The sequence below is a fragment of the Bacillus sp. ISL-77 genome (assembly GCF_018613105.1).
In genome coordinates, this window is record NZ_JAGGQY010000040.1 from 43,593 (window position 1) to 64,854 (window position 21,262).

Here is a 21,262-nt window from a genome sequence, read left to right on the forward strand (position 1 = left end):
GGTAGTGGTATACTCTAAAAAGAATGAATTTGGGTGATCAGAAAGGAAGTACATGAATGGAGATTTTAAATCTCTCTTTACCAGCAACAAATCGGTTTGCTTCGAATTATTTGGAACAGTCTACTGAAATCGAGCCATTTTTTCATTACAGGTATAATGAATTAACCGATGATGCCAAAAGGGTTTCTGAACTAAGTAACCGGTCATTTCCTCGCGTAGAGGTTGCTGAACACATTGAGAGCTTTATGAAGCAGTTTCCATCGTCTGAAGCTGTTATCAAGTCAATTGATAAACTTAAAACAAATAATAGCCTCGTTGTTATTGGTGGTCAGCAGGCAGGGATCCTCACAGGGCCGCTTTATTCAATACATAAAGTCATTTCAATTATTAAATTAGCAGAGCAAAAGGAAGAGCAGCTTGGAGTACCAGTCGTTCCAGTATTTTGGATTGCAGGCGAAGATCATGATTTCCAAGAAGTTAATCATGTGTTTGTGCCTGTTAATCGAAAGGTAGATAAATGGACCTATCCGGAGAGAGTAGTTAATAAGAAAATGGTCTCCGATATTCAGTTAAACAAAGAAAGCTGTCTATCATGGGTTAATAATCTAATTGAGAATTTCGGTGAGACAGAGCATACGAATACACTATTAGAATTTGCCAAAGAACAAATATCCATATCAACCACCTTCGTCGATTTCTTCGCAAATATTATTATGGAATTGTTCAAGGATTATGGGTTATTAATTGTTGATTCAGGTAACAGAGAGTTTCGTTTGCTGCAGAAAGAATTTTTAAAAAGTCAAATTCTTCACCATGAAGCGATAACAAACAAATTATTGGAACAACAAAGGGAAATTGGAAAAAAGGGTTTTCCGATTACGATTGATGCAAGTGAAGAAAATGCCAACCTATTCTACTATGATCAGAAAATGAGTGAACGGATTCTACTTGAGTACAATCGAGGAAATGATCGGTTTGTGGGGAAAAATGGGACCTTGGCATTTACGAGAGAACAATTAGTGGTGCTAGCCGAGGAGAATCCGGCAAATTTAAGCAATAATGTGGTGACGCGTCCGTTAATGCAGGAATGGCTCTTTCCAACTGTTGCTTTCATTGCGGGGCCAGGTGAAATATCATACTGGGCAGAACTCAAACTAGTTTTTGAGCATTTTGATATGAAGATGCCGCCGATCGTTCCCCGTTTGAATATTACCATCCTTGATCGATCGGTGGAAACAGATGTTGCAGAATTGCATCTAAATTTAGCAGAAGTTTTGAGCATTGGAACGGACAAAGGAAGACACCAATTTCTAGAAGCAATAAAAGACAAAGAAGTAGAGTCACTATTTTCAATTACTAAAGACCAATTAGTAAAGCAATATAGACAAATTGAAGCAAAAACAGCTCAGTTAGACCGCGGCCTCCTACCATTATTTAAGAAAAACGAAGGTTACTTATTAAAAGAAATCGATTTTTTAGAAAAGAAACTTGATGAAGCAGTAAGATTAAAGCACGATAATATGATCAAAAAATATGCGCGTGTCGATCTTGCTTTAAGACCTGATGGTTTTCCGCAAGAGAGGGTTTGGAATGTATTTTATTATCTAAATCAATATGGATTGAATTTTATTAAGGACTTAATGACAGGAAGATTCGAATTTGATGGAAGGCACAAGGTCATGAAAATATAGAAAAACTTCACTTACATAGTGGAGTTTTTCTTTTTTTTGTAAAAAAATAACTTAATGAAACAGGATAATTAAGAATTAACGCGAATAGTTAAAAAATAGGTGGTGGAAAGTGGGGGAATGTGGTACATTTTTAATAGAAAGTGGGGGTCATGGGTATGTTCATGGGTGAATACCATCACAGCATTGATAATAAAGGCCGCATGATTGTGCCCTCCAAATTCCGTGATGATCTTGGTGAAATGTTTATTATCACACGTGGATTGGATCAATGTTTATTTGGTTACCCCATATCAGAGTGGGAGCTTATCGAAGAAAAGTTAAAAGGCTTACCTCTGACAAAAAAAGATGCCCGTGCTTTTACTCGCTTCTTCTTTTCTGGAGCAACAGAGAGTGAACTTGATAAGCAAGGAAGAATTAATATCCCAGCACCACTATTGCAATATGCAAAGCTAGAAAAAGAATGTGTAATTTTGGGTGTTTCCAATCGAATTGAAATTTGGAGCAAACAGATTTGGGAAGACTATTTTTCACAGTCTGAAGAATCTTTTGCGGAAATTGCAGAAAATATGATTGGCTTTGATATATAATGGATAAATTATGTTAATATATTTTCTGTTATATATCGTTCGATTGGAAAAGGTGGTTACTACATGTTTGAACATACAACTGTGTTGTTAAAGGAAGCTGTTGATGGATTAAATATTAAGTCAGATGGTATTTATGTTGATTGTACTTTGGGTGGGGCGGGACACAGTTCCTTGATTCTTTCAAAACTCGGAGCCCGCGGTAAACTATTTGCATTTGACCAGGATGAGACAGCTATTGCACATGCTAAAGAGAAGTTGGCACAATATGGAGACCGATTAGAGATAATAAAAAGCAATTTCTTATATTTAAAAGAAGAGCTTAATGATCGAGGAATTGCTAAAGTTGACGGAGTCCTATACGATCTTGGGGTATCCTCACCACAATTGGATACACCAGAAAGAGGTTTTAGCTATCATCATGATGCACCACTCGATATGAGGATGGATAATGATGCTGATGTTTCTGCCTATGATGTGATTAATCATTGGGCATATGAAGACTTAGTTCGCATCTTTTTCCGCTATGGAGAAGAAAAATTCTCTAAACAAATAGCACGTAAAATTGAAGCGGCAAGACTTGCAAAACCAATTGAAACAACGGCAGAATTAGTTGAATTGATTAAGGATGCTATTCCAGCACCTGCTAGAAGAAAAGGTGGACATCCTGCCAAGCGAGTTTTTCAAGCAGTAAGAATTGCTGTTAATGATGAATTAGCTGTGTTTGAAAAGTCGATAAATCAAGCAATTGACTTATTAAACCCAGAGGGGAGAATAAGTGTTATTACCTTTCATTCTCTAGAGGACAGGATTTGCAAGGCAGCCCTTAAGAAAGCAAGTGAAACCCCTAATTTACCTCCAGGTTTACCAATCATTCCAGATGAGTATAAACCGATCTTAAAGCTAATCTCACGGAAACCAATTCTTCCATCTGAAGAAGAATTAGAACAAAACAATCGTGCCCGATCTGCAAAGCTCCGTATTGCAGAAAAATTATAAAAAATACTATCACCTATGCATTGGTGGTAGAAAATGAATAAAATCTGGAGGGGAAGCGTTTGAGTAATCTTGCCAGGAAGTATCTAGAGCAGCAACAAACAGAGCAGAAAGTCCAAAAAAAAGGTCAAGTAATTATCAAAAAATCCTGGCTTACTCCAGGAGAAAAAATAATTGGATTAGCCTTTGCTGGATTTGTATGTTTTGGGGCGATTCACATTATTTCGAACCAATCTAAAATTTACGAGGTCAATAAGGACATCCAGGTTATTGAAGCAAAGGTGTCCGAACAACAGAAGGTAAATAGTGATTTACAGGTTCAGGTAAGCGAATTAAGTGCATATGATCGAATTTATCAAAAGGCCAATGAAATGGGCCTTATTAAAAATGAAAATAATGTCAAGGTAGTGCATTAAAATGAACAAGAAACAACCATATATGAATGCAGGAGCAGCCATTTTATTTGGATTATTTGGCTTGCTCTTTTTTGTATTACTCTGTAGGTATTTTTCGATACAAATCTCTGGAGAAGTAGACGGGCAGCCTCTTGCTGCGAAAGCTCAAGAGAAATATAGCAGGGAAGGGAATTTGGCGGCCTTAAGGGGCGATATCTTTGATCGGAATGGCGGGGTAATTGCTGAAGATACGAATGCCTATAAATTAATCGCTATTTTAGATAAGAAGATGACGACGAATCCCAAAAAACCGCAACACGTTAAAAACCCAGACAAAACAGCAAAGGAATTAGCTAAATACTTAGAAATGGATGAGTCAGAGATTTATAATATTTTAACTACAGGAATAAGAAATAAGAAATTTCAGGTTGAGTTTGGCAAGGAAGGCAAAGATATTACTAATCAGACAAAGAAAAAGATAGAAGATTTAAAGTTGCCTGGAATAACTTTTCTCCGTGAGTCCAAACGCTTTTACCCAAACGGAGTTTTTGCTTCACATTTAGTTGGGTATGCAGACCGGATTGAGCAAAAGGATAAAACGATTAAATCAATTGGGAAAATGGGAATCGAGAAAATTCTAAATGATGAATTAACAGGAAAAAATGGTAAATTAAATTTTGAGAGTGATTTGTGGGGCTATATACTTCCGGACGAGAAGGAAAAAATTACTCCTGCTCAAAATGGGAATGATGTCTATTTGACCATAGACCAAAAAATTCAAACCTTTTTAGAAGATGCAATGAACAAGGTAGATAAGGAATATAAACCTCAAAAAATTATTGCAATTGTAGCCGATCCGAAAACAGGAGAAATATTAGCGATGGGGCAACGGCCGTCCTTCCATCCAAAAACAAAAGAAGGAATTGATAAAGGCTGGCATAATGAAGCTATTGAAACCTCATTTGAACCTGGATCGACAATGAAAATATTTACACTTGCAGCAGCGGTGCAAGAAAAGGTTTTTAATCCGAATGAAACCTATCAATCTGGTTCCTATCAAGTTACCAAAAAGGATAAAGCAATTCATGACCATAATTACTCCGGCTGGGGAACCATCACCTATCTTGAAGGTGTGCAACGTTCATCAAACGTTGCATTTGCGAAGATTGCGAAGGAGAAATTGGGTTTTGAAAAGTTTAGAGAATATTTAACAAAATTTGGCTTTGATAAACCTACGGGTATTGATCTTCCCGATGAAACCTCAGGAAAGATTCAGTTTACTTATCCGATTGAAAAAATTACAACTGCATACGGACAGGGAACGGCAATTACACCGATTCAACAAATTCAAGCGGCGACAGCGATAGCTAATGGCGGGAAAATGATAAAGCCGCATGTTGTCAAAAAAATTGTCAATCATGACACAGGAGAAACGATTAAATCAACCACTCCTGAGGTCGTTTCAACTCCTATATCAAAAGAGACTGCCAAACAGGTTCGTGATATCCTTGAAACCGTTGTTACTTCACCTAATGGAACGGGTGGCCGTTACAAAATTGATGGCTACAGTGTCGCTGGTAAAACGGGGACAGCTAATATCCCAGGACCGAACGGAAGATATTTACAAGGGGCAGATAACTATATGTTTTCGTTTCTAGGCATGGCCCCTAAGGATGATCCCAAGTTGATTGTATATGTTGCTGTTCAGCAGCCTGATCTTGATGGAACCGGCATAGGTGCCCTTCCTGTCTCGGCAATTTTTAATCCTGTCATGAAAAACAGCTTGCAATATTTAAATATCCAACCTTCTAAGAGTCAAAAAGCACAATTAAATAAACTATCAGATTTTATCGGGAAGTCGGTCGAGGCAACAGAAAAAGAACTAGAGGCAAAGGACATTGAAACCGTTGTAATAGGGAAAGGAACAAAAGTTGTCAGACAACTACCAGAGTCAGGTACGACTGTTTTAGAGGGGGAAAAGGTAATCATCCAAACAAATGGAGATAAACTGGCCCCAGATATGACAGGCTGGTCACTTAGAGATGTAATGAAAGTAGCCAATATTGCTGGCTTAAAACTGAATTCAAAGGGACAAGGCTACGTAACTCAGCAAAATATCAAACCAAAAACGATTATGCGAAACGGTGATTTCTTAATAGTTGATTTAAAAACTCCTGAAGAACAGTGGACTCAAGAAAATCAGGCTAATTCAAATGGTCAAGACCAATCAGAAGAAACCATTGAAGAAATAGTCCAAGATTAAACGTTAATCCCGCTTACTAGAGCGGGATTTTCTCTTATTTATTAACGTTAGTCGGCGTTCTAATAAAAAAAGTACAAGCATATAAATGAACGATAGAAAAAGGAGGGTCGTTCAAAATATGCGAGTTTCAAATGTAACTGTCCGTAATCGATTAATGATTGCTCTATTCGTTGGTATTCTAACCTTCTTAATTATTGATGTGCGGCTTGGATATGTGCAATTTGTCCTTGGAGATTGGCTGACTAAAGGGGCAAGGGATTCTTGGAGCCGAAATATCCCCTTCGAACCTGAGCGCGGACAAATTGTTGACCGGAATGGGATCCCATTAGCAACAAATATTAGTGCGCCAACTGTTTATGTTATGCCAAGACAAGTAAAAGATCCGGCAGCAACAGCAGAGAAGCTGGCCTCTGTGTTAAATATGCCAAAAGAGAAAGCCTATCGAGAAATTACAAAAAGTGCTTCTTCCGTTCGGATTAAGGAAGGGAGAAAAATTTCCCATGAAAAGGCAAAAGAAATCAGAGCCCTCGGTCTTGATGGCGTCTATATTGGGGAAGACTCCAAGCGCCATTATCCAAATGGGAGTTATCTTTCCCATGTGCTTGGATTCACTGGGGTGGATAACCAAGGTTTGATGGGACTCGAGCAGTACTATGATAAAGAGTTAAGAGGTGAACGTGGAGCAGTTAAATTTTATGCGGATGCTAAAGGAAAAAGAATGAATAGCATGGCTGATGATTATGAGCACCCTGTAAAGGGCCTTGAATTAAAACTGACAATCGATTCAAAGATACAAACCATTGTCGAAAGAGAACTAGATATTGCTGAGGCAAAATACAACCCAGATGGTATTATCGCCATTGCTATGAACCCAAATAGTGGTGAAATTTTAGCGATGTCAAGCAGACCAACTTTTGATCCTGCTAATTTCCGGAATGTACCCCAAGAGGTCTATAATCGGAACCTGCCAGTTTGGTCAACCTATGAACCTGGTTCAACTTTTAAAATTATTACCCTTGCTGCAGCATTGAATGAAGGAAAGGTTAACTTGGAAAAGGAACATTTCCATGATTCTGGGTCGGTTCAAGTAGCAGGTGCAAGGTTAAAATGCTGGAAGCGGGGCGGGCATGGTGATCAAACATTTTTAGAGGTTGTTGAAAACTCGTGTAACCCTGGATTTGTTGAATTAGGTGAACGACTAGGAAAAGAAAAGCTTTTTAAATATGTTAAGGATTTTGGATTTGGTCAGAAAACTGGAATTGATTTACAAGGTGAAGGAACAGGGATTTTATTTAATTTGAACCGCGTAGGTCCTGTTGAACAGGCAACAACTGCTTTTGGACAAGGAGTATCTGTAACACCGATCCAGCAGGTAACCGCAGTGTCAGCAGCGGTCAATGGCGGAATATTATACAAGCCGTTCATTGCGAAAGAGTTAATTGATCCTGTAACCAAAGAGATTGTAATGAGGAATTCTCCTGTTGAAAAAAGAAGAGTAATTTCCGAGAAAACTTCAAAGGAAATCCGCCATGCACTTGAAAGTGTAGTGGCCCAAGGGACAGGTGGCAGGGCATTTGTTGAAGGCTATCGTGTTGGTGGTAAAACAGGGACTGCGCAAAAAGCACAAAACGGCAGATACTTAGAAAATAACTTTATTGTTTCTTTTATGGGCTTTGCCCCTGCTGATGACCCACAGATTGTCGTTTATGTTGCTGTTGATAACCCAAAAGGAGTTACGGCATTTGGGGGAACCATTACCGCTCCAATTGTAGGTAATATTATGAAAGATAGCATGAAAGCAATGGGGGTTGAGCCGAGAAAGGATCAAATTGAAAAAGAACTAAAATGGCCAGATACTCCTTTAATAAAACTTCCTGATTTTACCGGTTTAACAAAAATGGAGTTAATGGATCAGCTTATTAACTTAAAGGTAGATGCCAGCGGGGAGGGAGATGTGGTTATTAGGCAATCTCCTGTAGCCGGAACCAAAGTGAAGGAAGGGTCAAAAATTAGGCTTTATTTTGGTAAAGAAGAATAACTCGAGTTGAATTTCTTATTGTTAGGGCGGTCGGAATGTTTTCCGCCGCCTAATTTTTTCTTTAAGCTTATATAACTAAATAGCAAAATAAAATATTTTAATGTAAAATAAGATGGAACTTTCGTTAAGAAGAATTTTAAGGTGAATACTGGTAATATGTATGTACGGTCATGAGAGGATTTGAGAGAAATGAAGCTACAAAAGCTGCTTAAGAATTTGCATCTTTTAGTTCCTTTTAAAGGTGAAGATCTGGAAATTACATCGATCGAAAACGATAATCGGAAGGTGCAAAAAGGGAGCTTATTTATTTGTATTAAAGGTTATACAGTTGATGGTCATGATTTTGCAGAATCAGCTGTCAAAAACGGCGCAGCAGCCATACTTGCGGAACGTCCGTTATCACTTGATGTGCCTGTTATTCTTGTAAAAGATACAACAAGAGCAATGGCTGTGTTAGCTGATACTCTTTATGGGCAGCCAACTAAAAAGCTGCATTTAATTGGGATCACAGGAACAAATGGAAAAACAACCACCAGTCATTTAATTGAAAAAATAATGGTAGATGCTGGTCAAAAAACTGGTTTGATTGGCACGATGTACACTAAAATAGCTGAAAAGACGATTGAAACCAAAAACACCACACCTGAAAGCTTGATACTTCAAAAAACCTTTCAGCAAATGGTTGAAGCAGGTGTAACTACTGCTGTAATGGAGGTTTCTTCGCATGCCTTAGACCTTGGCAGGGTCCATGGCTGCGATTATGATGTGGCAGTGTTTACAAATCTAACGCAAGACCACCTGGATTATCATAAGACAATGGATGAATATAAGCGTGCGAAGAGTTTATTATTTGCCCAGCTCGGTAATACATTTGATCATCATAAACCAAAATTTGCTGTTTTAAATGCAGACGACCCAGCCTCTGATATGTATAGCAGGTCAACTGCCGCACATGTAATTACATATGGAATCGACAACAAGGCCGATATTCAAGCGAAAAACATCCAAATGACTTCCTCTGGTACTCATTTCAATCTTTTTGTCGAAACGGAAAAATTTCCGATCCAAATGCAATTAATTGGGAAATTCAGTGTTTATAATGTTTTAGCAAGTATTGCTGCCTCACTTGTGTCCGGAGTCGAAATTAATGAAATTATTAAATCCATTGAAAGTGTAGAAGGTGTATCAGGAAGGTTTGAACTTGTAAATGCAGGACAAGATTTCACGGTTATTGTTGACTATGCCCATACACCTGACAGCCTTGAAAATGTATTAAAGACGGTTCAGCATTTTGCCAAAAAAAGAATCTTCGTCATCGTAGGCTGCGGTGGAGATCGAGATCGTACGAAGCGGCCATTGATGGCTCAGATAGCCTGTCAATTGGCCACAGATCCTATCCTCACGTCAGATAACCCTAGAAGTGAAGACCCATTAGCAATATTGAAGGAAATGGAAGCGGGGGTTGAGGGTGAAAAATATAAGATCATACCTGACCGTAAAGAAGCGATTCATACAGCAATACAACAGGCAACAACAGGAGATGTGATCTTAATAGCCGGTAAGGGCCATGAAACATATCAAATTATTGGCAATGTCGTTCACGATTTTGATGACAGGCTGGTAGCACGGGAAGCGATTGAGGGGAGATAGCTATGTATTTAGCTTTGAAAGACTTGGGAGGTCTATTTGATTCTAGCCGTGGAATCCAAGACGATTTTTTGTTTGCTTCGGTTAGCGACCAAGCAAACGAAGCGCAGCCAAAAGGATTATTTGTGTCATATAACGGAATGTATGGTGAGCTTTCAGAAGCGATTGCCAATGGAGCAATCGCAGCTATTTGGAATCAAGAACACGATCTTCCAAGGTATACTCCGAACCATTTTCCAGTATTTTTTACAAACGATCCTGCTGATGCAATTGTAACAATTTTAAATAGATATATTGAAAAATTAAATGGAGAAACAGACAAAATTATGGCGATAACTAACTTTAAATTTTCAAATAAAAAACTTCTTAATAAAAATAACGAAACATATGATATATCTGTGTTATTAAACGAGGTAATTAATAAAAACAAACCTGAAAGGAGGGAATAAAATGCTCGAGCAAGTTATTTTTTTCACAATAATTATGGGCTTTCTTATATCAGTATTGCTTTCTCCTGTATTTATTCCCTTCTTAAGAAGGTTGAAATTTGGACAAAGCATTCGTGAAGAAGGGCCAAAATCCCACCAGAAAAAATCTGGCACACCAACCATGGGTGGTGTGATGATCTTGTTTTCGATCGTTATTACGACACTTGTAATGACTGGAAAATTTTCTGAACCGACCGTTAAAACATATTTGCTGCTTCTTGTAACGCTTGGTTTTGGATTGCTTGGTTTTTTAGACGATTTTATCAAAGTTGCGTTAAAACGGAATTTAGGATTAACCTCTAAACAAAAGCTAGCAGGTCAAATCATTATTTCAATTATCTTTTATCTTATCTATAAACAACAAGGTTTCTCTACCGAAATTAGTATTCCATTTACTGATACAACATTTGATTTAGGCTGGTTTTTCATCTTTTTCATCATATTCTGGTTAGTTGGCTTTTCAAATGCGGTCAACTTAACCGATGGACTTGATGGCCTGGTGTCAGGTACCGCAGCAATTGCTTTTGGTGCACTAGCAGTACTTGCTTGGAATCAATCACAGATGGAAATTGCGATATTTTCTGTGGCGGTTGTAGGAGCTGTGTTAGGGTTCTTGGTGTTTAACGCCCATCCAGCCAAGGTTTTCATGGGAGATACCGGTTCACTTGCCCTTGGAGGGGCAATTGCCACTATCGCAATTCTTACCAAACTTGAAATTTTGCTTATCATTATCGGAGGAGTATTTGTCATTGAAACATTATCCGTTATTTTACAGGTTATCTCCTTTAAAACAACCGGTAAACGGATTTTCCGTATGAGCCCATTGCATCACCATTATGAATTAGTAGGTTGGTCGGAATGGCGTGTTGTCGTCACTTTTTGGAGTGTTGGATTAATCCTTGCGATACTAGGAATCTATATAGAGGTGTGGTTATAAATTGAAACAGATTAAAACTTTCAGTCATAAAAAAATTCTTGTCCTTGGTTTGGCGAAAAGCGGGGTAACAGCAGCCGCTCTATTACATAAGCTTGGAGCATTTGTGACGGTTAATGATAAAAAGCCATTCTCGGAAAATCCTGAGGCACAAGGGCTATTAGAACAAGGGATAAAAGTGATTTGTGGTGAACATCCTATTGAACTTCTTGATGAAGGCTTCGAGCTGATCGTTAAGAATCCAGGTATTCCTTATAACAACCCAATGATTGCTGGAGCTATTGAAAAAGGAATTCCGGTAATCACCGAGGTAGAGCTTGCGTATGAGGTTTCGGAAGCCCCATTTATTGCTATTACAGGAACAAACGGGAAAACAACTACGACAACTTTAGTCTATGAAATGTTGAAAGAGGATGAAAAGAACCCGCTAATTGCAGGGAATATTGGTACAGTGGCATCAGGTGTTGCGGAGGAAGCAACTGCAGACAATACGATTGTCATTGAATTATCTTCGTTTCAATTAATGGGGATTGTCAATTTTAATCCTAAAATTGCCGTTCTTACAAACTTATATGATGCCCATTTGGATTATCATGGGACAAAAAAAGAATATATTACAGCAAAGGCAAACATCACAAAAAATCAAACAGAACTTGAATATCTCATTGTCAATGCGGATCAAGAAGAAACTTTAGAAGTTGCTCGTCACTCTAAGGCCAGCATCATTCCTTTTTCTACAAAGAAGAAACTGTCGGAAGGTGCTTATATTTCCGATGGTTGGATTATATTTAATAGAGAAAAAGTGATGGAAATTGAGAAAATAGCTCTGCCGGGCAACCACAATCTTGAAAATATTTTATCTGCTATGGCTGCGGCAAAGCTTTCAGGCGTAGAAAATAGCGCGATTCAAAGGGTTCTGCGTACATTTACTGGTGTCAGGCACCGCCTGCAATTCGTTACAGAAGTGAACGGTAGAAAATTCTATAATGATTCTAAAGCGACGAATATTCTGGCATCCATTAATGCTTTAGCTGCGTTTGAAGCACCTGTTATTCTGCTGGCAGGCGGTTTGGATCGCGGTAACGAGTTTGATGAGCTCCTGCCTTATTTAAAAAATGTAAAAGCAATGATTACATTTGGGCAAACCGCTCCTAAGATGGAACGGATCGGGACATTGGCTGGAATAAAAACAATCATCCGTGTCGATAATGTTGACAAGGCAGTGCCTGAAGCTTATCGATACTCCGAATCAGGTGACGTAATATTGTTATCTCCTGCTTGTGCGAGCTGGGATCAATATAAAACTTTTGAGGTCAGGGGAGACATTTTTATCGAAGCGGTGCATAAGCTTAAGTAAGGGCTTGTACCTCGCGTGGTTCTGCAAAGCCCTAAAACTAGCAGTTGAGGTGTATTGTGGTGCCGACAAAAAGAACAACTCCCGATTTTATTTTAATGATCGTAACATTCACGCTTCTGGCAATAGGGCTTATCATGGTTTACAGCGCAAGTGCTATCTGGGCTGAATATAAATTTAATGATTCCTTTTTCTTTGCGAAAAGACAAACTCTTTTTGCAGGGGTAGGAGTCGCTGCTATGTTTTTTATTATGAACATCAACTATTGGACGTGGAGGACTTGGTCGAAAACCTTTATTATTATTTGTTTTGTCCTACTTATTCTTGTTTTAATTCCGGGAATAGGTAATGAAAGAAATGGATCTCGAAGTTGGATTGGTGTAGGGGCTTTTTCAATTCAACCTTCAGAATTTATGAAACTGGCGATGATAGCTTTTTTGGCAAAATATCTGTCCGAACGGCAAAAGCTCATTACTTCATTTAAGAAAGGTCTTGTTCCATCATTAGGGCTTGCCTTTTTAGCCTTTTCAATGATCATGCTCCAACCTGATTTAGGTACGGGAACAGTTATGATGGGAACCTGTGTCGTCATGATTTTTATTGCTGGTGCACGGATTAGCCATTTTTCTTTCCTTGGACTGTTGGGTATAGCAGGGTTTGTCGGCTTAATTGCTTCCGCACCTTATCGAATGAAAAGGATAACTTCCTTTTTAGATCCATGGTCCGACCCGCAGGGAAGTGGCTTTCAAATGATTCAATCGCTTTTTGCGATTGGACCTGGCGGATTGTTTGGACTTGGACTTGGCGAAAGCCGACAGAAGTTTTTTTACTTACCAGAACCACAGACCGACTTTATCTTTGCAATACTATCTGAAGAATTAGGTTTTATCGGTGGTTCATTTATATTACTATTATTTGCACTGTTGTTGTGGAGAGGTATTCGAATCGCCCTAGGTGCACCGGATTTATATGGCAGCTTTTTAGCCGTAGGGATCATCGCCATGGTGGCTATTCAGGTAATGATTAATATTGGAGTTGTCACAGGGCTAATGCCCGTTACGGGCATTACCTTGCCATTTTTGAGCTATGGGGGTTCTTCATTGACCCTGATGTTAATGGCGATCGGTGTTCTCCTTAATATTAGCAGGTATTCTCGCTTTTGAACCTTACCCCTGTTTAGCAGCAGGGTTCTTTTTATTTTTAGCGAAATCTAATTCATAAGGTTACAATTAGATAACATTCTTTTTTCATATGCTTTATTTCGTTCGTTTTTATAGTAAGATAGTTATGGCAATAAGGTGTTAAATAGTTAATGAGGTGGAAAAATGAAAATAGTTGTTAGCGGTGGAGGGACTGGCGGACATATCTATCCTGCTCTCGCACTAATTCGAGAAATTCAAAAACAGAATAAAGATGCACAATTTTTATATATTGGGACTAAAAATGGTTTGGAAAGTAAGCTTGTTCCGATGGAGAATATTTCTTTTAAAGCAATTCATATTACTGGTTTTCAAAGAAAGCTTTCCTTTGAAAATATAAAAACTGTCCTACGTTTTCTAAAAGGGGTAAAAGACAGTAAAAGAATGTTAAAAGAGTTCAAACCTGATATTGTCATTGGAACAGGCGGATATGTATGCGGACCTGTTGTTTATGCTGCGTCAAAGCTCGGTATTCCAACGATTATCCACGAACAAAATAGTGTTCCTGGACTTACCAATAAATTTTTAAGCCGTTATGTAAATAAAATTGCGATTTGTTTTGAAGAAGCCAAAGAATTCTTTCCGAAAGAGAAGACTGTTTTCACAGGTAATCCTCGTGCATCCGAAGTAATTGGCAAGGATGGGATTCAAGGACGTCTTGCAGCTGGGCTTAGTACAACAATACCAGCAGTCTTAATCTTTGGCGGCAGCCGTGGTGCCAGGCCAATTAATGAGGCTGTTGTAAAGGCATTTGGGGAATTGGCTGAAAAGCCATATCAAATTCTTTATATTACAGGAGACGTTCATTTTGAGGATGTCAAAAAAGAAGTAGATCTAATTGGAAACCCCAAAAATGTAGTAATTAAGCCCTTTATTCATAATATGCCAGAGGTTCTGGCGGGGATTGATCTAGTCGTTTCAAGAGCAGGAGCAACGACACTAGCAGAGATTACCTCGCTCGGTATTCCAAGCATTCTTATTCCTAGCCCGTATGTTACAAATAATCATCAAGAGAAAAACGCTAAATCTTTAAGTGACCATGGTGCGGCAGAATTACTATTAGAAAAAGATTTAAATAATAAAAGTCTTGTGAACCACATCGATCGTATTCTCTTAAATAATGAAAATTTAAAGGAAATGAAGCTAAAAGCTAAAAAAATAGGTGTGCCTGATTCAGCTATTAGACTGTATTCCTTAATGCAAGAGCTTGTAAAAACAAATCAAAGGTAGCCCATAATCGTTTTTAGCATAAACTGAAATAAATGCATCTTCGAAAGATAGGTGGTAAATATGGACGCAATAATAACGGAATTGCAAAATTCAAATATAGGAAAAGTGAAAATAAATGAACCTCTTGTCAACCACACCACAATCAAAATCGGCGGTCCTGCTGATCTTTTTATTGAGCCTTCATCAGTTGAAAATTTAAAACAGGTGATGGGGTTGGTAAAAAAACACAGCTTAAATTGGCGGGCGATTGGCAGAGGTTCTAATCTTTTAGTCTCTGACAAAGGCATCGAAGGAGCGGTAATTAAACTTGGCTCTGGAGTGGATGGACTTAAAATTAATGGCTCAGAGATTACAGTGGGAGGCGGACATTCCCTGATAAGTTTGGCTACACTTATTAGCAAGAAAGGGATGGCCGGATTAGAATTTGCCAGTGGAATCCCTGGGTCTGTTGGCGGTGCTGTTTATATGAATGCTGGTGCACACGGCTCAGATATTAGCAAAATACTGACAAGGGCTCATATTTTATTTGAAGATGGGACGATGGAGTGGCTTTCGAATGATGAAATGAAATTCTCGTATAGAACATCTGTCTTGCAGAAAATTAGACCAGGCATTGTTGTAGAAGCTGCATTTCAACTTGTCGAAGGTGATAAAGCAGTCATTGTATCACAAATGATCAAGAATAAGGATTATCGAAAAGATACCCAACCATGGAATTTTCCCTGTGCTGGCAGTATATTCAGGAACCCGCTTCCGAATTACGCAGGAAAATTAATAGAAGATGCTGGGTTAAAGGGATATAGTATTGGCGGTGCAAAAATATCGGAAATGCATGGGAATTTTATAGTAAATGCTGGAAATGCTACTGCAGCAGATGTGCTTGACTTAATTCAGCATGTAAAGGATACCATTTACAGCCTTTATAATGTAAAAATGGAAACAGAGGTAGAAATAATCGGACGGAAATAAGAAAGAAAATAATCGTACGAATGACAAATATTGTGTTATAATTACTGATAATATTATAGGTGCAACCTCGAAAAGTAACTGACGGCATGATTTTTCGTGCCGTTGTTTCTCTTTTCAAGGTAACACTATCGAATGTTTGGACAGGCTTAGTTAGCTATTCCTGAGGCAGCTGCTTTTTATTTGGAGGAATAATAAATGGAAAAAGGTAAAATCGTTGCTCTCGAGGATCGTATCCCTAAACTTAAAGAGCAAAGACGACGAAAAGCGAATAGACGCCTTGTGCTCCTGTTAATTCTGTTTTTTACAATGATAGTAGTTATCGCCTACTCACAATCACCATTAAGTCATGTAAAGACGATAACAATAAAAGGCAATGGAGTGTATTCCGCTGAAGAATTAGTCAGTCAGAGCGGCCTTTCGAATAATACGAATATTTGGAAAATAAAAAAGGAAGAAACCATTGTAAAATTACAGCGATTATCCGAGATCAAAAAAGCTGATATTCAAATTCACTGGCCTAGTACAGTTATTATTCAAGTAAAAGAATATAAAAGAATTGCCTATCTAAAACAAGGGAATAATTTCCTTCCAGTTATGGATAATGGGAAAATTCTAAAAAATCGAGCAGCAAATAAAATTCCTGTTAATTCTCCAATTTTATTTGAGTTTAAAGAAGGGGCAGCCCTCAATCAATTGGTTAAAGAGTTAGAACAACTTCCAAGAGAAATTTCAAACTCGATCTCTGAAATCCATTATACTCCCAAGAAAACAGATCCATTTCATATATCCTTATTTATGAATGATGGATTCGAGGTGAGTGCGACATTAAGAAGTTTTTCAGAAAAAATGGTGCATTATCCCTCAATTATCTCCCAATTAGATCCTAACAAAAAGGGAATTATTGACTTAGAAGTAGGATCTTACTTTAAGGCTTTTGAAACAGAAGGGGAGGAAAAAGAAGTTGAGCAAGATAAAGGTGAAGGGTAAACATGTTATCTTGTCCCTCGTCTGCCTTGTATTAGGATTTATGATTGCCTTTTCTTATCATTTGACGCAAATAGAAAATAAAAATGAGAAGCCAAATGTATCGGGTAAACAGTGGGAAAAGACACTAGCATTAAGAAATCAATTAATTTCAGAAGAAAAGAGTAATCGAGAACTGCAAAAAGAGTTACATCAAAAACAAGATTTGGTTCTTAAAAATGAAAAAGACCTCTCAAAGGAAGCACAGGTCTTTCTTAATCTTGCTGAGGATGCCGAAAAATATCGTATGTTCTTGGGGAAGGTGAAGGTACAGGGTAAAGGGGTTAAGATTACTCTCACTGACGGTGCATACGACCCAAAAGAAGATAATATTAATAATTACCTTGTTCATGAACACCATGTATTTAAAGTGGTGAATGAACTATATATATCAGGAGCAGCAGCTGTTGCTATAAATGGGCAAAGGCTGACAAGTCATTCTTATATTATTTGTAATGGACCGGTTATTACTGTGGATGGAATTGAACATCCAGCACCATTTATTATTACAGCAATCGGAGACCCTGACGTCCTTTCATCATCAATAAACTTAGTTGGAGGGGTTAAGGATCAACTAGTGAACGATAATATTGTTTTTACATTAGAAAAAAATGATGAAATTGTCCTAAATCCAATTCTAGGAAGTTAGCCATTTTCAGGAGTAGTGTCCACGGGATGATTATATAAAAGGTTAGGTGAAAAAAGGTGGACAACCAAAAAATTAATGCAAGTTTTACATTAATAGCAATTTTGGTCGGTTTCATGATTGCGATCCAATTTCAAACAGTAAAAAAACCTGCTGAACGTGACACACGCGATATTTGGCAGCTTCGTGAAGCGTTACTTAAAGAAAAAGAACTTCAATCCAATTTATTAAGTGAAATCCGTTCAAATGAAGAAAAGCTGGCAGCCTATGAATCTAAGCGAAAACAAAGTAAGGAACAAGCTTTAAAGGATACATTAGATGAATTAAAGATTGAAGCTGGATTATCCAAAATTACTGTTCCTGGAATTACCTTACATATTGAGCCAGTAATCGAAGAAATAAAGCCTGGTACTCCAGTTAATAGGGTGGTTTCACCAGAACTTTTAAAAAGATTACTCAATGAATTGAATATGTACGAAGCAAAATATGTAGCGATTGATGGACGAAGAATTATTAATACGACTGTCATTCGGGACATCAATCGGGAAACAAAAATCGATGGACATACAATTAATAGTTTGCCGATAGAAGTTATCGTGGGTGTAGATGATAATAATACAGCTGAAAAATTATACAATCGGATGAAAGTATCTAAATCTACGGAAGAATTTTTTATTGAAAATCTCAGACTTTCTATTTCAAAACCAAATCCGAACGTAACGGTACCTGCCTATGATAATTCCATTCGTATCCGCTACATGGAACCGACAGAAGAAGGGGGCGATTCTTAATGTGGCTTCCATTCATTGGATTAATAATTGGAATCATACTTGGTTTGTTAACGGAGATTCGAATACCTGAAGAATATTCCAATTATTTGTCGATTGCTGTCTTAGCGGCATTCGACACACTTTTCGGTGGCATCAGGGCATATCTGCAAAATATATATGATGAAAAGGTGTTTGTTTCAGGATTCTTTTTTAATATAATGCTTGCTGCAAGTTTAGCTTTTCTCGGTGTTCATCTTGGTGTAGACTTGTATTTAGCGGCAGTTTTCGCGTTTGGTGTCAGATTATTTCAGAATATTGCCGTAATAAGGCGAATAATATTGACGAAATGGTCAACAAACAAAGAAAAAGTAGAAAAAAATTGAAACTTTTTAAAGGGAATCAATTAGTTGTGACGAATAATTTAAATATTACTATGAAACTTTTATTGAACAAAAAAAATAGTTGTTGTTCAACTTAAGGAAATCTAAAGGAGGTGCCAAAGAATGAACAGCAATGAAATATATGTTAGTCTTGACATCGGTACATCCAGTGTGAAAGTTATCATTGGTGAAATGGTCAATGACTCGGGTAAAGACTCGTTAAATATAATTGGTGTTGGAAATGTGCAATCTGAAGGATTGCGCAAAGGGTCGATCGTGGACATGGACGACACCGTTCATTCGATTAGAAGGGCAATTGAGCAAGCAGAAAGAATGATTGGGATGGAAATCAGAGATGTGGTGGTTGGCATTTCTGGAAACAATGTTATGCTTCAACAATGTCATGGTATTGTAGCTGTTTCAAGCCAAAACCGAGAGATTACGAATGAGGATGTCATTCGTGTCATTGAAGCATCCCACGTTGGTTCTATCCCGCCTGAGAGAGAGAACATTGGCGTTATTCGAAAACAATTCATACTGGATGGTAAAGATGAAATTAATGATCCCCGCGGTATGATTGGTGTTCGCTTGGAAATGGATGGAACACTCATTACCGGATCCAAATCGATAATCATTAATACACTTCGCTGTGTAGAACGCGCTGGACTTGAGATTGTAGACATTGTCCTTCAGCCTTTGGCAGCTGGAGATTATGCTTTGTCAAAGGATGAGAAGAACCTCGGGGTAGCTCTTATTGACCTTGGTGGAGGATCTACAACGATCGCTGTTTTCGAAGAAGGATTTATCACACAAACAAGTGTCATTCCAGTTGGCGGAGATTATATCACGAAAGATCTTTCTGTAGGGTTACGGACTTCGACAGAAGATGCAGAAAAAATCAAAGTAAAACATGGACACGCATTTTATGATGAGGCTTCAGAAGATGAAGTATTCAGTGTTCCTATAATCGGCAGTGATCAGCATCAACAATTTAATCAGCTTGAGATTTCTGATATTATTGAAGCAAGAATGGAAGAAATTTTTGAACTAGTTTTACATGAAATGAAACGCCTAGGATTAAGTGACCTTCCTGGCGGTTATGTTTTAACTGGCGGTATGGCAAATATGCAAGGTGTTCTAGAACTTGCCCAGGTGATTTTACAAAATCGAGTTCGGATTGCCGTCCCTGACTATATTGGTGTGAGAGAACCTCAATATACTACAGCTGTCGGTTTAATTAAATATGCCTACAAGAATGCTAGATTACCAGGTGGTACCATTGGTTCATCGACTATTTCTGAACCTGTAGAAAAGAGAGTACCAAAACAACAACAACAACAACCTAAAGCAAAAGTAGAAAAACATCCGGAAGAAAAGATGTCATCAAAAGTAAAAAAATTCCTTGGTTACTTTTTTGAATAGGAAAATCAAAAAAGGAAGCGACGAATTAGGAGGATTGTCATGTTAGAATTTGATACAAATTTAGATTCTCTTGCAACAATAAAAGTAATCGGAGTAGGCGGCGGTGGTAATAACGCGGTAAACCGAATGATTGAACATGGCGTTCAAGGGGTAGAATTTATCGCTGTAAATACTGATGCTCAAGCATTAAATCTTTCTAAAGCAGAAGTTAAGATGCAGATTGGCGCAAAACTTACTCGTGGACTAGGTGCAGGTGCTAATCCTGATGTGGGAAAGAAAGCAGCAGAAGAAAGTAAAGAACAGCTTGAAGCAGCATTAAGCGGAGCAGATATGGTATTTGTTACAGCTGGAATGGGCGGAGGCACAGGAACTGGTGCTGCACCCGTTATTGCTCAGATTGCCCGTGACTTAGGTGCATTGACGGTGGGTGTTGTTACTCGTCCGTTTACATTTGAAGGTAAAAAACGATCAGGTCAAGCATCAGGCGGAATCGGTGCGATGAAGGAAGCTGTAGATACACTAATTGTGATTCCTAATGATCGTCTTCTAGAAATCGTTGACAAAAGTACGCCAATGCTTGAAGCTTTCCGTGAAGCAGACAATGTCCTTAGGCAGGGTGTACAAGGTATTTCAGATTTAATTGCTGTCCCTGGTCTTATTAACTTGGACTTTGCAGACGTAAAAACAATTATGTCTAATAAGGGTTCAGCATTAATGGGTATCGGTGTATCTGCCGGTGAAAATCGTGCAGCTGAAGCCGCTAAGAAAGCAATTAGTTCTCCTTTATTAGAAACCTCTATTGATGGAGCACAAGGAGTACTTATGAACATTACAGGTGGCACAAACTTAAGCCTTTACGAAGTACAAGAAGCTGCCGATATTGTAGCAACCGCATCAGACCAGGAAGTTAACATGATTTTTGGTTCTGTTATCAATGAAACGCTTAAAGATGAAATTATTGTTACTGTCATCGCAACCGGCTTTAAAGAAGAAGGAATGCAGCCAAAAGCTACTCGTCCTACTTTTGGACAAGCCAAGCCGACAATTGGCAATGGTAAGAGAGAGCAGCCAAAACGCGAAGAGGTTCAGCAAGAACCCGTTCGCCACACCCAAGTTTCCCAAGAAGAAACTTTGGATATTCCAACCTTCTTACGTAACCGAAATCGGAGAAGATAAATTCGAATTATCTAAAAAAGGCATGGCCAATTATGTAAACTGTACCCGTTGTAAAGG

General features: G+C 38.2%; 19 protein-coding genes. All 19 read left to right on the plus strand.

Translation table 11 applies throughout. The features are described 5' to 3' along the window. Nucleotides 1-56 precede the first annotated feature (56 nt). Nucleotides 57-1,691 (plus strand): bacillithiol biosynthesis cysteine-adding enzyme BshC, encoded by a 1,635-nt coding sequence (bshC, locus tag J7E77_RS17225; RefSeq protein WP_214715956.1) that lies wholly within the window; start codon nt 57-59, stop codon nt 1,689-1,691. A 155-nt stretch (nt 1,692-1,846) separates the two neighbouring features. Further along, nucleotides 1,847-2,278: a division/cell wall cluster transcriptional repressor MraZ gene (gene mraZ, locus J7E77_RS17230; RefSeq protein WP_214715957.1), complete on the plus strand. Its 432-nt coding sequence runs from the start codon at nt 1,847-1,849 to the stop codon at nt 2,276-2,278. Between the two features lie 63 nt (nt 2,279-2,341). Further along, nucleotides 2,342-3,274 (plus strand): 16S rRNA (cytosine(1402)-N(4))-methyltransferase RsmH, encoded by a 933-nt coding sequence (gene rsmH, locus J7E77_RS17235; protein ID WP_214715958.1) that lies wholly within the window; start codon nt 2,342-2,344, stop codon nt 3,272-3,274. A gap of 59 nt (nt 3,275-3,333) precedes the next feature. Then, nucleotides 3,334-3,687 carry a cell division protein FtsL gene (ftsL, locus tag J7E77_RS17240; protein WP_214715959.1) on the plus strand — a complete coding sequence of 118 codons (354 nt, stop codon included), beginning with the start codon at nt 3,334-3,336 and terminating at the stop codon, nt 3,685-3,687. A gap of 1 nt (nt 3,688) precedes the next feature. Beyond that, the gene (locus tag J7E77_RS17245) at nt 3,689-5,929 is read left to right on the plus strand and encodes a penicillin-binding protein (RefSeq protein WP_214715960.1); all 2,241 of its coding nucleotides are present in this window, start codon (nt 3,689-3,691) and stop codon (nt 5,927-5,929) included. Between the two features lie 118 nt (nt 5,930-6,047). Next, nucleotides 6,048-7,967, plus strand: a complete 1,920-nt coding sequence (locus J7E77_RS17250; protein WP_214715962.1) for a stage V sporulation protein D — start codon at nt 6,048-6,050, stop codon at nt 7,965-7,967. A gap of 189 nt (nt 7,968-8,156) precedes the next feature. Continuing rightward, the gene (locus J7E77_RS17255) at nt 8,157-9,617 is read left to right on the plus strand and encodes a UDP-N-acetylmuramoyl-L-alanyl-D-glutamate--2,6-diaminopimelate ligase (protein ID WP_214715965.1); all 1,461 of its coding nucleotides are present in this window, start codon (nt 8,157-8,159) and stop codon (nt 9,615-9,617) included. 2 nt (nt 9,618-9,619) lie between these two features. After that, nucleotides 9,620-10,063: a hypothetical protein gene (locus J7E77_RS17260; RefSeq protein ID WP_214715967.1), complete on the plus strand. Its 444-nt coding sequence runs from the start codon at nt 9,620-9,622 to the stop codon at nt 10,061-10,063. A 1-nt stretch (nt 10,064) separates the two neighbouring features. Next, nucleotides 10,065-11,039 (plus strand): phospho-N-acetylmuramoyl-pentapeptide-transferase, encoded by a 975-nt coding sequence (gene mraY / locus J7E77_RS17265; RefSeq protein WP_168242711.1) that lies wholly within the window; start codon nt 10,065-10,067, stop codon nt 11,037-11,039. 1 nt (nt 11,040) lies between these two features. Continuing rightward, nucleotides 11,041-12,393: a UDP-N-acetylmuramoyl-L-alanine--D-glutamate ligase gene (murD, locus tag J7E77_RS17270; RefSeq protein WP_214715969.1), complete on the plus strand. Its 1,353-nt coding sequence runs from the start codon at nt 11,041-11,043 to the stop codon at nt 12,391-12,393. Nucleotides 12,394-12,452: 59 nt separating this feature from the next. Then, nucleotides 12,453-13,553, plus strand: a complete 1,101-nt coding sequence (gene spoVE / locus J7E77_RS17275) for a stage V sporulation protein E (protein ID WP_214715972.1) — start codon at nt 12,453-12,455, stop codon at nt 13,551-13,553. Nucleotides 13,554-13,715: 162 nt separating this feature from the next. Then, nucleotides 13,716-14,819: an undecaprenyldiphospho-muramoylpentapeptide beta-N-acetylglucosaminyltransferase gene (gene murG, locus J7E77_RS17280; protein WP_214715974.1), complete on the plus strand. Its 1,104-nt coding sequence runs from the start codon at nt 13,716-13,718 to the stop codon at nt 14,817-14,819. 60 nt (nt 14,820-14,879) lie between these two features. Then, nucleotides 14,880-15,788: a UDP-N-acetylmuramate dehydrogenase gene (gene murB, locus J7E77_RS17285; RefSeq protein ID WP_214715975.1), complete on the plus strand. Its 909-nt coding sequence runs from the start codon at nt 14,880-14,882 to the stop codon at nt 15,786-15,788. Between the two features lie 195 nt (nt 15,789-15,983). Then, nucleotides 15,984-16,775, plus strand: a complete 792-nt coding sequence (locus J7E77_RS17290) for a cell division protein FtsQ/DivIB (protein WP_214715976.1) — start codon at nt 15,984-15,986, stop codon at nt 16,773-16,775. Continuing rightward, a complete protein-coding gene (locus J7E77_RS17295) occupies nt 16,750-17,460 on the plus strand; it encodes a DUF881 domain-containing protein (protein WP_251026800.1) in 711 nt (236 codons plus the stop codon). The genes J7E77_RS17290 and J7E77_RS17295 overlap by 26 nt, the downstream gene beginning before the upstream one ends. Nucleotides 17,461-17,516: 56 nt before the next feature. After that, the gene (locus J7E77_RS17300; RefSeq protein WP_214715977.1) at nt 17,517-18,248 is read left to right on the plus strand and encodes a DUF881 domain-containing protein; all 732 of its coding nucleotides are present in this window, start codon (nt 17,517-17,519) and stop codon (nt 18,246-18,248) included. Further along, nucleotides 18,248-18,610: a small basic family protein gene (locus tag J7E77_RS17305; RefSeq protein ID WP_066252602.1), complete on the plus strand. Its 363-nt coding sequence runs from the start codon at nt 18,248-18,250 to the stop codon at nt 18,608-18,610. Before J7E77_RS17300 ends, J7E77_RS17305 begins: the two co-directional genes overlap by 1 nt. 120 nt (nt 18,611-18,730) lie before the next feature. Then, nucleotides 18,731-20,029: a cell division protein FtsA gene (ftsA, locus tag J7E77_RS17310; RefSeq protein ID WP_214715978.1), complete on the plus strand. Its 1,299-nt coding sequence runs from the start codon at nt 18,731-18,733 to the stop codon at nt 20,027-20,029. Between the two features lie 39 nt (nt 20,030-20,068). Beyond that, complete coding sequence (gene ftsZ / locus J7E77_RS17315) at nt 20,069-21,205, plus strand: cell division protein FtsZ (RefSeq protein WP_214715979.1); 1,137 nt, start codon at nt 20,069-20,071, stop codon at nt 21,203-21,205. The last annotated feature ends 57 nt before the right edge of the window (nt 21,206-21,262 follow it).